13 protein-coding genes are annotated in these 14,734 nt (G+C 54.3%); all 13 read right to left on the bottom strand.

Features of this window, described 5'->3' with window-relative positions; translation table 11 throughout:
* Nucleotides 1–40: 40 nt before the first annotated feature.
* The 13 genes from LZP96_RS16200 to LZP96_RS16145 all read right to left on the bottom strand — a co-directional run bounded on the left by LZP96_RS16200 (nucleotide 41) and on the right by LZP96_RS16145 (nucleotide 14,616).
* On the bottom strand, nucleotides 41–1,285 hold the full coding sequence (locus tag LZP96_RS16200; RefSeq protein ID WP_064327356.1) for a GIY-YIG nuclease family protein: 1,245 nt from the start codon (nucleotides 1,283–1,285) through the stop codon (nucleotides 41–43).
* 63 nt (nucleotides 1,286–1,348) lie between these two features.
* Nucleotides 1,349–1,747 (bottom strand): YdcA family protein, encoded by a 399-nt coding sequence (locus tag LZP96_RS24230; protein ID WP_071892444.1) that lies wholly within the window; start codon nucleotides 1,745–1,747, stop codon nucleotides 1,349–1,351.
* Nucleotides 1,748–1,867: 120 nt separating this feature from the next.
* Nucleotides 1,868–2,338 (bottom strand): hypothetical protein, encoded by a 471-nt coding sequence (locus LZP96_RS16195; RefSeq protein WP_064327357.1) that lies wholly within the window; start codon nucleotides 2,336–2,338, stop codon nucleotides 1,868–1,870.
* Between the two features lie 14 nt (nucleotides 2,339–2,352).
* Nucleotides 2,353–2,808 carry a type VI secretion system baseplate subunit TssE gene (gene tssE / locus LZP96_RS16190; protein ID WP_064327358.1) on the bottom strand — a complete coding sequence of 152 codons (456 nt, stop codon included), beginning with the start codon at nucleotides 2,806–2,808 and terminating at the stop codon, nucleotides 2,353–2,355.
* Nucleotides 2,808–3,344: a type VI secretion system lipoprotein TssJ gene (gene tssJ / locus LZP96_RS16185; protein ID WP_064327359.1), complete on the bottom strand. Its 537-nt coding sequence runs from the start codon at nucleotides 3,342–3,344 to the stop codon at nucleotides 2,808–2,810. The genes tssE and tssJ overlap by 1 nt, the downstream gene beginning before the upstream one ends.
* Entirely contained in the window at nucleotides 3,322–4,407 is a 1,086-nt protein-coding gene (tssG, locus tag LZP96_RS16180; RefSeq protein WP_064327360.1) for a type VI secretion system baseplate subunit TssG, read from the bottom strand. The genes tssJ and tssG overlap by 23 nt, the downstream gene beginning before the upstream one ends.
* Nucleotides 4,371–6,125, bottom strand: a complete 1,755-nt coding sequence (tssF, locus tag LZP96_RS16175; protein WP_258926175.1) for a type VI secretion system baseplate subunit TssF — start codon at nucleotides 6,123–6,125, stop codon at nucleotides 4,371–4,373. Before tssF ends, tssG begins: the two co-directional genes overlap by 37 nt.
* Before the next feature lie 30 nt (nucleotides 6,126–6,155).
* Nucleotides 6,156–7,091, bottom strand: coding sequence for a phosphatidate cytidylyltransferase (locus LZP96_RS16170; RefSeq protein WP_064327362.1), 936 nt, complete (start codon nucleotides 7,089–7,091; stop codon nucleotides 6,156–6,158).
* Nucleotides 7,088–7,738 (bottom strand): lysophospholipid acyltransferase family protein, encoded by a 651-nt coding sequence (locus LZP96_RS16165; protein WP_064327363.1) that lies wholly within the window; start codon nucleotides 7,736–7,738, stop codon nucleotides 7,088–7,090. The genes LZP96_RS16170 and LZP96_RS16165 overlap by 4 nt, the downstream gene beginning before the upstream one ends.
* Nucleotides 7,731–8,414, bottom strand: coding sequence for a CDP-alcohol phosphatidyltransferase family protein (locus LZP96_RS16160; protein WP_064327364.1), 684 nt, complete (start codon nucleotides 8,412–8,414; stop codon nucleotides 7,731–7,733). Before LZP96_RS16160 ends, LZP96_RS16165 begins: the two co-directional genes overlap by 8 nt.
* Before the next feature lie 42 nt (nucleotides 8,415–8,456).
* Entirely contained in the window at nucleotides 8,457–10,058 is a 1,602-nt protein-coding gene (gene tssA / locus LZP96_RS16155) for a type VI secretion system protein TssA (protein ID WP_064327365.1), read from the bottom strand.
* Nucleotides 10,058–13,495 carry an ImcF-related family protein gene (locus LZP96_RS16150; protein WP_064327366.1) on the bottom strand — a complete coding sequence of 1,146 codons (3,438 nt, stop codon included), beginning with the start codon at nucleotides 13,493–13,495 and terminating at the stop codon, nucleotides 10,058–10,060. Before LZP96_RS16150 ends, tssA begins: the two co-directional genes overlap by 1 nt.
* Entirely contained in the window at nucleotides 13,492–14,616 is a 1,125-nt protein-coding gene (locus LZP96_RS16145) for a KPHS_23130 family T6SS system protein (protein WP_258926174.1), read from the bottom strand. Before LZP96_RS16145 ends, LZP96_RS16150 begins: the two co-directional genes overlap by 4 nt.
* Nucleotides 14,617–14,734: the final 118 nt, after the last annotated feature.

The following is a 14,734-nucleotide window of genomic DNA, read 5'->3' as shown; positions in this document are numbered from 1 at the left end:
TTGTCCATTTGACGTATTAGGAGCTATTGGAAGTCATTGCTTATGCAGCTTCGCTTTCTGCATATTCGAGACTCTGCAGGTAATGCAACGCCACCGGGTCAGCAATATATTCAACCTGCCCGTGGTGACGCTCAACCTCATCGATTATCCGGCTGAGCTCGACCCGGAAAAACTCCTTACGCAGGTTAACCCGGTTAATCCGGTAGCTTTCCAGATGGTCGTGAAGTGTCTTTTCAAGTGCGGGGGCATCATCGCAGGAAATCATGGCGTGGACGTCAAAATCAAACGGCACGGCTGCCCCGCTCAGTTCTTTCACACGCTCCATAGGCTCCAGCCGTCGGGTCATACCGATTTTGAAGACGTTTTCACCGAAGGAACCGATATTCGAAATCACATACACGTGCCCCTGCTTCGTGAGCTGGGCCATAGATTTGGCGCGTTCATACTGCTGATGCACGTCCTGGATTTTCTGCTCCAGCTCCAGACGCTGTCTTTGCAACTCTTCCCTGTAAGCCCCCTCAGCGGCGAGCAGAGCTTTATCCAGTAAACACTGCTGCTCCGCAAGACGTTGTTCCTCCTCTTCCGCTTCGCGCTGCTGCTGCTCCAGCTCATCCTGACGCTGTTTTTCTTCCCGCATCTGACGCTTGAGCTCAGCCTGATATTCTTTTTCTTCCTGCGCTTTTTCCAACAGGGCGACCTTATCCAGAAACTGCTGTTTTACACCTTCCCAGTCGGCGTTATCTTCAAGTTCCAGGAAGGTGATTTTTTCGCTGATGGCCGCGTAAGCGTCCCTCTCCTTTCTGAGCTGGTCATACTTGCTTTGCCAGTTATTTACCGTGGTGCCGGAAAGAAGGGTTTTGACTTTGAATTTATACGCGGAGTCCACAATACGCTGCAGTGCCCGGGAAGCTTTATTTCTGGCATGATGAAAGTCATCCCACTGACCGGAAAGCTGTTTCTTTTCCTGATACAGTCCGCGAGCCACTTCAGTACTGACGGTTTCTTCAAAAGCTTTCTCTTTCTGCGTCAGGTCCAACACGGCCTGTTCAAGCTCCGCTGTTTTCTTCCGGAATCCCCGGTAAATGAATACCCGCATTATGAATGCAACGGCTATCAGTAAGCCAAAGAACAGACCAATAACTCCGGCCGGATTGGACACTGACTCAATAAATTGCTCGTTAAGGTTAATTAATGCTCTTACCGCAACATAAATACCCCAGGCAATCACGCCAATAATGACCAGAACAATACCCGCAGACTTGTCTTCTTTTTTTCTTCGTGCCATGTTTTATTTCTTTCCTTTCTTCTTTTAATCCTGACTATTTAAACTGAAAAATGGGCAAGGGGATTAATACTGGTTCCCTGAGCAAATCGGTAAATGGGTGTATCCGGGCTTACTGGCCATATAGAGGGGAGCACATGTGGGCTGTCGGGGTTGGGTACTGACCGGTTCGTCGTTTTCTGCAACACGTTGCGGCTCCTGCTTTTTCGCCGTTGTCACCTTTTTCGTTTGCGTTTTTCGGGTGGAAGTGGACGGTCTTACCGGATTGCTGGTTTCTGAGGAACCATACCCGGAACAAAATCGTTTCGACTGACTCAGACTCCCGTCATTACAGACAAAGCGTCCATCCGATGTGCAGTGCGCTATACCGCCTTTTGAACCCGAGCAGGGCTGCCTTCCACGCGCAGCATCAGCCTGCGCCATAAAAAGAACTCCTGAGACCAGAAGGAAGATTAATTTTCTCATTTCCATATCCGTGATTTATTTCGTTACTTTGGCGCTAAGTAATCCGAAAGCTATTAACCGTTTCGTAAGGAAAACTTGCAATGACTCAAAGCAAAAATAATGATTCATTTTCAGCCCCCGCTATGGCAGAAGCGCTAAAATTTGGCCAAAAAATGTGTTCTCATCAAAACCCTGCCCGGATGGGGATAATGCACCAGGCGGATTAAAGGTCCACTTGTTCACGGTACCTGACCGCATGAACAAACGCCCCAGCGAAGTCACATGTCCTCCATCATGAAAAGTCACCTCCACGCATCCGGTCACGCCCTGACCATACAAAAATACCGGCACAAACTTTACAGCCCGGTCGTCGACACGCAGGACGATACCGGGAATATCAAAAACCCCACCCTCCACCAGCAGGTCAGTGACGGTTGCCGTGAACGTACCCACACTCAATCCGGTATCCACCAGCCACGCGTCCATCTGCTCCTGAAGCTGTGTTATTCGCAGGCGAAATTCTGCGATATCGGCCAGAGTCTTGCTGTTAGACGAGACCGGGACAGACTGTCTGGCCTGCAGTTTTTTGAGGAACTGTGATTTTACTGACATGGTGCTCTCTGCCCTTACAGGCGGGTAGTCGTGTCGAGATACTGCCGTTGCTTAAGATGTCGCAGGAGTACCCGCCCTTCCGGCATAAACTCGGTTCCGTAACGCACCAGCCCGATACCCTTGAGTTCAGCATCGATGGCGTAACGCAGCTCGCCCGGAATGTCCTGCTCAAGCAGAACGACCGCTATTTTTTTCAGACGGGGCTCATATTTCAGCAGCACCTCAGACAGGGTTCCCATCAGCTCATGGGCGGTACCTGGCATCCCCTGCAGGATTTTGGTCATGTCCGGCAAGCCATAGTCCGGCAGATGCGCCAGCGTCCCGGCGCGGCAATTGAGTATCCGCTGCATGTTGTCGAGCACGGAGAGGATGACCTGGTTCTGCTCACTGACCTGCGACAGCGGAAGACCGCCGGTAAAATGACCGGTAAGCATTTCATACAGCGAGGGTGAGTTGTGTCCCTGGGGCATCAGTCATCCTTAAGGGGTTGCAGCGTCAGGTGGTTATTACCCGCTTCCAGAATACGCGGTTTATCCGGATCAAGGTCGTCACGATGGATAACCTGCTTCCAGGTGTTGTTGACCATATCCGGATGGCGGAACAACCCCACCACAGCAACAAACTGCGCGTCTTCTTCCATAGGCATGTTCAGGTTTGCATCACCGCCGGGCTTCACCACCACGTCACGACTGGCCAGCAGGTCGGCTTTCAGCTGGGTGTCACCCTCCTTCAACAACTGCTGGTAGACCGTTTTGTCAAAGGTCTTGCGGTCTTTAAGCTGGTAGACCCTGACCAAAACGGATTCGGATAACGGGTTGCTTTCACGCGCATCCGTGTTCAGCGCTTCACGGGCCGTAAAGTCCAGATGCAGCACCTTAATCTTCTTGTGAAAAATGGCTGTGTAAGCTGATTTTGTGCCATCGGAGATGCCCTGCGTGACGCCACAACCGGTCAGGCTTAATGCCAGAAAACAGCATGCAGATTTAATCAAACTTGTACGTAACACGTCGGTTTCCTTGTTGTGGTGTGGCGGGCTCCAGCCCCGTGTAATAACCCAGCTCTGTAGTAAAGGTCTGCGGAATATCTTCCGCCAGCTCACCTTCTTCCGCACCCAGCACGCCATTCATGCCAAGCCAGAACGGCCCCTCACCCAGCGGCGGAACGGCCAGCAGGCGGGTACTGGTGGTCAGCGTGATTTTTGCCTTAAAGCGCCAGCCCAGATAAACCCGTAGCATCACGAGAAAATCGTGGTGCAGCAGGCCGTCCGGCTTCCAGCCTTGCGATTCCTTCTCATCATCAGTTGAGAGTGCAATCAGCAACTGGCTGTTAGCGTCCATCGCCTCATCGCCAAGCGGTGTGTTGCTATCCAGCAGAAAATCTTCATCGCCGTAAAAACCCAGCGGCTGGCTGATTTCCACCGGTCGCAGGCAGTACGGACTGATCTGTACCCGGGTATGCGGTGCCAGCAGGCTGACCAGTGCCTGCATGCCGTGCTGAGTTTTTCCGGGTTGCTGCAGCACACCGAGCAGTGCCAGAAATCGCGAGACGGGTGTGGCGATATTCTTGGCCGTTCCGGGAATGCCAAGCCCCACCAGGCCCAGCAACGACTGAGATATGCTATCCGAGCCGCCGGGCTCGAAGCTTGCCGGGTAAGAGTATTTACGCCAGATGCGGTAAAACTGCGTCAGAATGCGGTGGCTGAAGATATCGAGAAAACTCTGCAGCGCTTCATGTCCGTCAGCTCGCAGTGTGATGTCATCGAGATACGCTGTCGGTAATGGCGAATCAATACCGTACATGCCCAGAAATGTGGTACGGATGATGGGCGGTTTATGGTCGTCATCCTCGTCGTATTCGACGGCCTTCAGCTCACTGGCCGGAAACCCCATTCCCGGATGCGGAGCAAAGCGCACCAGATCATCAGCCGGATGGCTGGTTGAACCCATCAACGGTTTATCAGGGTTCTGTTTCTCCAGCAACTGGCATAACCGGTAAAAGTTAATGCGGTGCAGGTCGGCTTCCAGCCGCGGGGTCAGCCGGGAATGCGGCGATTGTGCTTCTCTTCCCATCCCAGGCGCTCTCCGGTTGGTTGCAGTATGATAATAAGGCGATTAAACAAATAGATATCGGTGTAGAGCGCAAAGAAGCGGCTCAGCATCTCGCCGAACAGACAGATATCTCCCCGCCCGGCAAAGCCGTGACTGTCCAGCGTCACTTCAATCTGCACGCCGCGCACCAGGTAGCCCTGTTCAAAGCGTTCCGTTTCGCTGTGTTTCACGTCAATAATCGCTTCAAGGCGACGGCGGTTCATCTCGCTGCCGGTCCACTCATACAGCGCCAGGGTGCCGCGCAGCACATCGGCGTTATCCATCATCGAAAGAAAACCGCTACCGAGGTGGCTCAGCACGCGCCAGTGGAAGCGGTCCTGCGCCGGTGGATAACAGGGCAGCGTTGGCGCGCACAGGTTAGTCACGGCGATACTGGCCGAGGTGGTTTTCATCACCGTATCAAGCACCGTTCTCTGCAGTGCACGTCGTGGCAACTGGCCGTTGGTACCGGTCAGCGTCAGCGACAGACTTTCATCCTCCGGCACCGTGTGGTTATCAAACGCTTCGCCACCGAGGATAAGCCAGGTGTTATGCAGTCCTGACGGGCCACGGCGCATGCGGGTGTGGTAGTAATATTCCGGCGCTTCGTGACGCATCATCCCGCCCTTGTGGCGGAAGCTAGAGAATGGCACATAGGTATGCTGACTTGATGACATCACTGAATCCACCGCATAAATTTCCGTATGGCCATCCTGCACGCGCATCGGGCGCAGCATGTATTCCGTCTGCAGGGAATTCAGCGTCAGCGGGTCAGATTCCAGCGGGAACAGATTAATCACCGGCACGCAGTTCAGACGCAAATGTTTTTCGGTAAAGCTGAAATCGTGCTCCCACCGTTCCGCCAGCACTACGTCGATTTCGAACCATGGGAGCTCAGCCGGAAAGGTCACGGTCTCCAGCCCACGCAGCCCCGTGAACATGAATTTCTCACGGAAGGTGAAGTACTCCAGCAGCAACTGATAACCACTAAAGCTGCTGCTCCCCTTCGGCCACAGGTCATCGTCATCGCCAAATCCCAGCGCGGCGAAATATCCGTCGAGCGGTCTTCTGTCCACGTCGCCCGGCATCCGCAGCCAGAGACGCGCAGTGTTTATGATAAAAGCTTCATGCATGGCGCAGGCCAGCGGTGCGTCTGCGTTGAAGTAGAACGGAATTTGATTGAGATCGACACGACTCCAGTCGGCAAGATGGCTGCAGTTAAACCGCAGGCTGATGACCGAACGTCCATCCGGATCGGTCGACAGGCGGGCGTGCTCCAGCGACAACGGCTGAAGGGTGATTACTTTGGTGGTGGTGTACCGGCAGCGCGTACCCTTCTCCCCGATCGGCCGCGAATTCACCTCGAAACCTTTGACAATGCGCATTTGCTCTTTCATTTCACGCCAGTCAGGGGTGAACTCCACCACCGACATTGACGGAATGGTGCGCAGGTAATGCGGCCACAGCAGGCTGACCAGCCCTTCAGTCAGTTCCGGCAGGTCATCGTCAAGCTTTTCACGCAGCCGGCCCATCAGGAAGGCAAAGCCCTCGAACAGACGCTCCACGTACGGGTCGCGCGCACCCGCTTTATCGAGATTGAGCATTGCCGCCTGCTCGGGGTGAGCGCGGGCAAATTCTTCACCAGCTTCCAGCAGATAGCGCATTTCAGCGTCGTAATAACGCAGGGTTAAGTCGTCCATATCACTTTATTCTGAATGTTCAGGGAGGGCTCAGGTGAAATAAAACCTGATAAGATGGAAAAACACCGGGGCGGCAAAACAGAGCGAGTCGATGCGATCCATCATTCCGCCGTGCCCCTCGATCATCGCGCCAAAATCTTTAACTCCGCGATCTCGTTTAATAGCGGACATACATAGCCCACCCGCAAAGCCCAACAGCGTGATCAACAGAGAGATCAGCGCAGCCTGCCAGGGCGCAAAAGGCGTTACCCACCACAGCAGCGTACCCACCAGGGTGGCGGAGGCAATGCCGCCAACAAATCCTTCGACGGTTTTATTCGGACTCAGTCGCGGTGCAATGGACCTTTTCCCGAACAGTTTGCCGAATACATACTGCAGAACATCGGAAATCTGCACCACGATCATCAGGAATAACAGCAGCTTAATATTCTGATTTTCAAAACCGGGGATCGATAACATCAACAATGCCGGGGCATGGCTGATGCAGTACACCGCCACCATCATGCTCCACTGAATTTTGGCGCTGCGTTCCAGAAAATGCAGTGAGTCGCCAGCCAGCGCCATGCGGGTCGGGATAAACAGGAAGGTATAGACGGGAATGAAAATTGCGAACGTGCCGTACCACTGCATCCCCACTAATACGTACTGCAGAGGCAGTAAGATAAAGAAGCACCAGAATAGTGCTTCGTGATCGCCACGGCGGGTTGGCGTTAACGTGACGCACTCCCTGAGCGCCAGAAACGATATCATCGCAAACAGCAGCGTTGAGCCCAGCGGGCCAAACCACATCGCCATCACTGACAAAAGACACATTCCCCACCAGGCGCGGATCCTGGCATTGAGATTATCGATAACCGGGGTGTTGCCTTTTGCTTTGGCCAAAATCGCGCCGATGATGCTGGCAACGACCAGCAGGCTAAACAATCCGCATAGTAAAAAAACCAGTGACTTATCCTGAAGATTCATGTTCTGAGCGCCTCCAGCGCCGCTTTTGCCCGCAGCAGAAAGTCCTGCTTAGTTTCCGTTTCTTCCGGCGAAGCGATGGGCTCGCCGAAGGTCGCCGAACACAAAACCGGCACCACCAACAAAGAGCCCTTTGGCAGCACACGATTCAGGTTTTCCAGATACACAGGCACCAGTTCAACACCCGGATTCATTTTCGCCAGGTGCCAGATTCCGCTTTTGAAAGTGCTGATGGATTCGCCGTCGCCACGGGTACCTTCCGGGAAAATAATCAGCGAGTCTTTGCTCTTCAGCGATTCCGTCATCAGCTCCAGAGCGTTGTTGGGCTGTTTGTCATCGGGTTCCGTCGGGCGTCGTTTAATGAGCACCGTATTAAAGACCCTGCGGGCGATATAGCGCCGGGCTTTGCTTGCCAGCCAGTATTCGGCAGCTGCCACCGGCCTGACGCGCTGGCGCAGTAAAGGCGGCATGCTGGCCCAAATCACGATGCCATCCAGATGGCTGGAGTGGTTAGCGTAGTAAATTCGGACCTGTTCCTGCGGAAGAGGCGAAAGCCAGCGCGCTCTGACGCCGGTCAGAAGGCGGCAGAGACGCACCAAAAAGGATGCCGCTACCCGGCTGTCCAGTGACTGTTTTACGGTGTCACTCATCGGCCTGCTCCTTATTTAATCCCAGTTGATTTAATTCTCTGAGGATCGCTTTCCCGCGTCGCCAGCAGGTCACCAGCGTGCCAAGATTCACGATTAGCAGCGCGAGGGCAATCACGCCCTGCCCCCACAGTGGTGGGAGAAACAGGGCCACCAGCGCGACGACAAAAAGTGTCGCCATGCGATGTTGTTTGGCCATCGGTCCCAGGAACTGTTGCTTCAGGCCACAAGTGCCGCCCAGCAGCCGCAGATATGCCGTCATTAGCGCCAGCAGCGCGGCGCTCCAGCCCAGAGTGGCGGCCCACGGGTATTGGATCAGTCCGTATCCAACGCCAATTAAAATCAGTGAATCCGAAATCCGGTCGGGCAATTCGTTGTACACCGGTCCGGCGAGGCTGGCTTTTCCGCCCTCCACGGCCACCATTCCATCCAGAAGATTGCAGATCAGCCGCCCCTGAATCATCGCGGCGGCGAGAAGCAGGCAAAGTACTCGTCTCCATAAGGTCGGGCACGTAAATGCTAAGCTAAAAGCGGCTCCCGCCACCAGCGCACAGACAATACTGGCGAGCGAAATTTGATTCGGTGTGACATTATGTTTCCCTAACCAGCGGGCACTGGCTTGCGCCCAGTGCTTGTCACGCATGGCTATCGGGCGGCGTTCCTTAGTATTTATTTCCATTAGATAAGCTCATCAAAAGAGTCAAAGAGTCAGTCAACAAATTCACCCGCACAGCACTGCACTGCCGGCCGGATCGAGCGCAATCAGACCCGCCAGAAGCTGGTCCATCTCTGGCTGTAACCGTGATTTATCGGTTTCACTGCGTGTGGCTTTCATGCGCAGCAGTCTAAGGCGGCGCGATTTCACTTCAAACAACAGTGCTGGTGTCCACTGCATAAGAGTGATTGACTGTGCGGCACTGTCGAGCTCCCCCAGCAGATGCAGCGCAAGTTCATTCTTGCCCTTCTGCTCGGCCACGCGTGCCATCAGCAGGCGCAACAGCCATTTGTCTTTTGCAGAGTCGGCACCAGGGCGGGTCTGCAGCCAGTGGAGGGTAACATCCAGACCTTCGCTGTCTGCTTTCTCCAGCGCTTCAGGTTCAAGCGCCAGAATATCGTTGTCACCCGTTCTGATAGCGCTGACGGGCTCATCCCGCCAGCCGGACATATCGTCCAGCACGCTCTGGTTTATCCAGTTCAGTGTCACTTCATCCGCAAACGGCGTGCCGTCATTAAAGGCCAGGGTTTCAAGCCCGGTAAGGCGACGCAGCAACCCTTTCAGGTCGGCGGCGATGATATCAGCCAGCACATCCTGCCCCGACCTCACCAGGGCCTGATGGATATACCACTGCAAATCCAGCCAGAGGTGATTGGCGCCACGCGAGAAAGTGCTGTCCGCCTGCTCCAGTATCTCCAGCCAGCTCTGCTGCAGGTACAGGCGTTTCAGTATGGCCCGCTGGTCAGTGCGCGGCGGTTCGATGCGCGTTTTCCCTTCAGCGTCCGGCGCCGGAATAGCACTCAAGGTGTCATGACGCAGGCTTTTCATAAGCCGATGTGCAGCGAGCCAGCCATCAGGTTGCTCACGCAGATATCCCGTAAGGGTGCGGGCCTGAGCCAGCAAGTCCTGACCGGAGCTAATGCGGTTCAGAACCGGCGCGCCTGACTCGGCCGTGTGCGTGGAGGGCTGTGACTGGGCCTTATTACCGGCGTTCTGCGGTACCACCGCATCCACGCCCCCGCCTTTAATCAGACGGGACTCCAGAGTACTGTATAACGCATTGAGTTCCGGCCGTGACGCCTCCGGCTCTGTCTCCAGACTGTCACTGATGAGCAGCAGCACTCCGGCGGTACGCTGTGCGTCATCACGTACAACTTCCGGGTAAAGCGACAGACTGTCGAGTACTCGGGCTCCGGCGAGCCATTCCAGCGCCGGTTTACGGCTCCGCTCGCGCTGCGGGTGAAGCTGTGCTCCATAGTGCTGAAGCAATCCCACCAGCAGTTCAAGTCCTTCGGCAAAGCCAGCTTCGCCATCCTGGTGCAGACGCGCCCAACAGTAATAGGTGGCAATCCGGATATCTTTGGCCGTGGTGGTCAGCAGTTTTTCAGCAAGCGTGCAAATCAGACCGGTATCAATGCCAGAGAGCTTGTTGACTTCCTCACGAATACGCTGAAAATCATCGTCATATCCCGGGTCTTCCCCGGTCGGACTGGCAATGCTTACCGGGGCAAGCCAGGGCTGCCAATTTTCTGTGCGTGCCTGCGCCTGTTGTCGCAGCTGAATTTCGTCAGCCTGACAGGCGGCAACCAGATTCTGCAGTGTGCTCATTATTCGACACCATCCATGTCACTGTTTCCTGTGTTAGCCATCAGCGCCTGAGCGGTGGCCGCGCTGTCGACACTGAATATCTGATCCGGCAGCGTGAAACCGCGCAGATCCAGCAGCGCCAGCGGACCTTTTCCGAGTTGTGAGCGCAGCACCCACTGCAGGGTGCGACCATCCGGGGCGGTAAAGCTCATCATCCACTGGCTGCGGTCAAGCTGCTGGCGCTTGCTCTGGTCCAGCCAGCGAATAAAGCCCCAGGTCCCGCTGTAATCCCCGAACAGGCGCGCACCGGCGTTGACCGTGGACCAGGTCAGCATTGCCCCCGGCTTGTAAGTGTCTCCCGGCCAGCGAAAGCTCTGCCAGTCCGCCATCTGGTTGAAGTAGTGCAGCATTTGCCCATCAATGGTCAGTTGGGTTTCCACCACCTGCGGTACTGGGCGCGCCTGTAGCTCAAAGCTGATGCCCTGACTTCCATCGGTGAACAAAATGTCTGACAACTGGCTTAGCTGATTTATCGCCCGCAGAAAGGCCGGATTAAAGCTCAGCCCCTGGCTGTTGACCTTATCCGCCACCCACTGGCTGCCCTCTTTGTGCAGCACACCGTTGAGTTCTGTCGTCAGGAAGCGCTCTATACGTCCGCTGTCCTTACGCACAAATTCAGCCAGCATCGGTAAAGAGGCATCACTTTTGCTGGCGGCAAACGGGAAACGTCCGTCAAAGGCAGTTTGCCAGTTCGCAACAACCGAGCGGCTCCATTTATCATTCAGACTGGCTGCTGACGGCTGAAGAACGGTCTCCCAGGCCTGGGTCAGCGGCTGCACAAACATTGTGCTGCCAAATCCGCTCCACTCCTCGCCAAGACTTGCCGAAATCAGACTGCCGTACTGCTGAGTGTCAGTCAGATCCACGCTTTTACCCTGGAATACGGTCTGCGCCAGAGTCTGCATCATCTCCTGCGGATCAGAGGCACTGGCCACCTGTTGCAGTCGGAGACGCACGCGGGTGATTCGGGTCAGATACGTTTGCAGGCTCAGTGATGTGTCAGCCGACATGACGTTACTGCCTGTGTTTTTACCCAGAAGCTGAAGCAGCGGGCCAAAGGTTTCATCGAGCGGCCCCTGCGGCCCTGACGCAGACTGGTCAATCGCAGGTTTGTCTTTTCCGCCTACGAGATCTTTAGCCGATTTGATGATGGAGTCCGAAAGGCCTTCGCTTTGCTGGCCGGTCTGCCCCTGCCACGCGATGGTGTTCATCAGGGCAATTAGCGGCGACTGGCGGACATCGCTCATCAGCGTCAACTGGTCGGTAACGTCAGCAATGTTGTTCGCAGGATTAAGTCGCAGGCTGTTGAGGAAGCTCAGCCAGCTGCCGGCAAAGTCGGTGAAGTAACGTTGCGTAAGACGTGCTTTCAGAGCTTCCGGTGACAGGTCTGAGGACACCGCTTTCCGGCTGTCACTCAGCACCCAGTCAATTTCATCCCGGCGGGAATTTGCGGCTTTTTCAATAGCCTGCTGAATGCCCCCTTCCCACGCCTGGCGGGTAAGCATGCCCGGCACCACTTCCTCGGTCGTGAACAGTCGCCTCGCATCGGTACCGCTGGTCATATCCTCCAGGGACACATCGGCGAAGTTACGACGTACGGATTTGAGCATGTTCTCATACAGCGTGCTTTCAGCGTTACGCCGTCCAATTTGCTGCAACAGGACCTGGCGGCTCTGACTCACCAGCTGCGCATCCGGCGTGATTTTCCACAGCGGCTGCTTTGGCAGTTCGGTGATGTAGAAGGCCCACAAATCCGGCGACAGGCTTTGCCACAGACCGGTGGAAATACCCATCCGCGTCGGCTCCACGGCTTTCATGATCTGAGCGTAATACGCGCCATCGGCTTTATCAGGTCGGGCCATCATCAGCCAGGCCTTCAGCTGGTCATAGCCCGGCTTCGCCAACTGTGCACGCTGGTCGCTGTTGGGGGCAGAATTCGCCAGCAAACTGAGCTTCTGTGCCAGGGCGGCATTGGCCGGGTCGCGTATCAGACGGTTGTTCGCTACGCCGTACCAGGGCAGCATCGCTTCAAGCAGCTGCTGATTATGGTCCAGACCGAAGCGTTGATACCAGGGCGCGCCGTTCTGAATACGGTGCTGCAGGCGGCCAGCGTCATTACGCAAGGTATGCAGGGCCGTCAACTGGTAATCCGATACCGAAGGATGCTCCACCAGGGCATGAGCCTGCTCAGATACGGAGACGATCTGCGACCGGTTAAGCGCAAACGACAGCAGCGTCCCTGCCCCCCAGACACAGATAATGGTCATCAGCGTCCAGGCGAGGGTTTGTTCCCAGGACATGCCCACGCGACGACCACGCACGCGAGTGCAATCGTCGATAACGCCCTGCCAGCTGGCCGGGAACGTCAGCGCATGTGTATGCGAAGGAAGCGATGCTACTTTAAGGACTTCGGCGGAAGGATCCTCTTTCCCGTCCAGGCTGAATACCAGCCCACGCAGCGGCACCCGCTGCTGTGAACTGAACAGCCACGGCGTCAGCCGGGCGGCCCAGCCTGTGCTGGACCCTTGCTCAAACTGCTGCGCCAGACGCAGTAAAAAATCGTAGCGGTTGTTATCCGCAATTTGTGACAGCCCCTGCTCGCGCAGCTGCGGCAGCAGGCTGTTGAGCTGAGCCGTCACCTCGTCCGGTATCGCCCGCAGCGGCAGCGTCACGCCGACAGCCTGAGGCTGACGCGCCGCCTGCGACCATGCGCTGTCGCACAGCTGCCAGAGATAAACCGGGGCGGAATAGCGCAGCGCCTCGCTGATTTTCTCCAGACCGCGAAGATCGTTGTCGCTCATTTGCGGGGTAAGGTTCTGGCCTTCGCCTATTACCCGGACGATACCGTCCAGAGGACGACCACGACGCAATTTGCGAAGTGAGGCATATTTTTCCGCGTCGATATCTGCCGCAAGGCTGCCGCCGTAAATCAGGACCGTACGGTTACCTTCCAGCCACTGGCTGGCCTGCAGGTTGGGTACTAACTGATTGATGGCAGTTTCGTCGCCGGTAACGAGCAGGAGACGGACTTTGTTGCGCCAGAAAAATCTGTAACGAATTCGAAGATGATTTTTAAGACTTGAGAATAATTGACCACTATTACCGCCCACAACTGAGGAAGGAGCGAGCTTTTCCAATGACATCTGCGGCTTATAGACAGCCTGATTTCTTCTCTGCTTCCATCGCCACCAAACAGGTGAACCAATCAGGCCAAAGAGTAAAACGGCAAACGCAGCTCCCCAAATCGTCCAGATTTTTTGAGCTGAAATCCCAAGTTTGTTCAAACTCTCCTGATTGATAAAAATTAAAAATGCGATTATCCCCGCCAGACCGACAATCAGAAGGAAGTACCCCCATGAGCCATAGCGTGCATTTGGCATTATTTTTTGTTCGGTCATGCGTAAAGCTCCCTGGCAATCAAGCAAAGTGTCCCTGTTTTCTGCGGCGTCTGATTTACCAGCAGTTGATCCTTACCCGTTTTATTGGCGGCCTCGGCCAGCATCGCGAGGGAAAGTGGCAAGGCCATCTCTCCGGGAGGTCCAAAGGAGAGATCGATAGAATGCAGAGGTCTTTTCTCCGGCAGCGGCCAGTGATGAAGAGTTGCATATTGCATTATTTCTGTAGCAGCTTTTTCAGCCGCTCCCAACAGCCAAACGTATTCCAGACTCTGCTTATCGGGCTGAACATATTCGAATAACATATCTAACTCATTGTTAAACTTACCCTCTTCCAATGGCATCGTACGAGTTATGCCAGCGATAACAGGCAATGAATGCTGATGAGCATAAGCAGATGACGTAAGGAGCTGAGCAGAAATAAACTCACTTGACTGCCCGCTGCGCCGATGAGGCCAGTCCTGAAGACAAAGCATTAATACCAGCCCATCAAAATTCTTTTCATCATAGAAAGAATTTAGAGTCTTCATGGAATAGATTAAATTGGGAATGAGATCCCATTGCTGAGAAATTAACTCAATGCGTTTTTCGTCAATCCGATCTGGCGACTGGTAAACATAAACAGAGTGCAGGGAATAACGATATCCGGGATGTTGCAACTCCAGCTTTCTGTCTGTTTCCTTCATAAAATCTTGAAAGCTATGCTGGGAGTTGAATAATGGACGAGCTTTTTTAGGAAATGCAGGAACCTTTTCCAACTCGTCCAATAGTGCCTCCATTCCTTTCTCTTCCGGAGAAAACAAAACATTACCAACCACGGCAAGCTGCTGTCGACTCCAGTTGCGCCATTCAGCTTTGGTTTGTTCTCTTTCGAAATCCCAGGTCCGACTAGCTGCGACAGACTGCTCGTAGCGATTAAAAAGCACCCCGAATAAGCATAACCAAATCAACAATGCGGGGAGGGCACCGTAGAAGAAAACTTCAGCATAAGTTGCCTTATTCCAGATCCATAAGCTGGAAATAGCCCCCACTATCAACATCAGTACCAATACTATTATCCAGAACCAGAACTTTGGTGGTGGAAGAGATTTTTTATCAGGAATATCAGGTATAGGCCACGCCATAGTAAAACTCGATATTTGTATGTTTTATTAAAGACAAAAAATAAATTAAAAGTACCATGCACAACAATCCAGATTAACTGAATGTTATGCTGTCCATTAAAAGATCAAATAAAAGAAT

Origin of the sequence: Huaxiibacter chinensis (assembly GCF_022171985.1) — a bacterium.
GTDB classification, from domain to species: domain Bacteria; phylum Pseudomonadota; class Gammaproteobacteria; order Enterobacterales; family Enterobacteriaceae; genus Enterobacter; species Enterobacter chinensis_A.
The sequence above is the reverse complement of the archived record's forward strand: the minus strand, read 5'-3'. Positions and strand labels throughout refer to the sequence as shown.

Coding starts and splice junctions, on each gene's coding strand:
- LZP96_RS16200 (WP_064327356.1), bottom strand. CDS start 1,285: ATGGCACGAAGAAAAAAAGAAGACAAGTCTGCGGGTATTGTTCTGGTC.
- LZP96_RS24230 (WP_071892444.1), bottom strand. CDS start 1,747: ATGAGAAAATTAATCTTCCTTCTGGTCTCAGGAGTTCTTTTTATGGCG.
- LZP96_RS16195 (WP_064327357.1), bottom strand. CDS start 2,338: ATGTCAGTAAAATCACAGTTCCTCAAAAAACTGCAGGCCAGACAGTCT.
- tssE (WP_064327358.1), bottom strand. CDS start 2,808: ATGCCCCAGGGACACAACTCACCCTCGCTGTATGAAATGCTTACCGGT.
- tssG (WP_064327360.1), bottom strand. CDS start 4,407: ATGGGAAGAGAAGCACAATCGCCGCATTCCCGGCTGACCCCGCGGCTG.
- tssF (WP_258926175.1), bottom strand. CDS start 6,125: ATGGACGACTTAACCCTGCGTTATTACGACGCTGAAATGCGCTATCTG.
- LZP96_RS16170 (WP_064327362.1), bottom strand. CDS start 7,091: ATGAATCTTCAGGATAAGTCACTGGTTTTTTTACTATGCGGATTGTTT.
- LZP96_RS16165 (WP_064327363.1), bottom strand. CDS start 7,738: ATGAGTGACACCGTAAAACAGTCACTGGACAGCCGGGTAGCGGCATCC.
- LZP96_RS16160 (WP_064327364.1), bottom strand. CDS start 8,414: ATGGAAATAAATACTAAGGAACGCCGCCCGATAGCCATGCGTGACAAG.
- tssA (WP_064327365.1), bottom strand. CDS start 10,058: ATGAGCACACTGCAGAATCTGGTTGCCGCCTGTCAGGCTGACGAAATT.
- LZP96_RS16150 (WP_064327366.1), bottom strand. CDS start 13,495: ATGACCGAACAAAAAATAATGCCAAATGCACGCTATGGCTCATGGGGG.
- LZP96_RS16145 (WP_258926174.1), bottom strand. CDS start 14,616: ATGGCGTGGCCTATACCTGATATTCCTGATAAAAAATCTCTTCCACCA.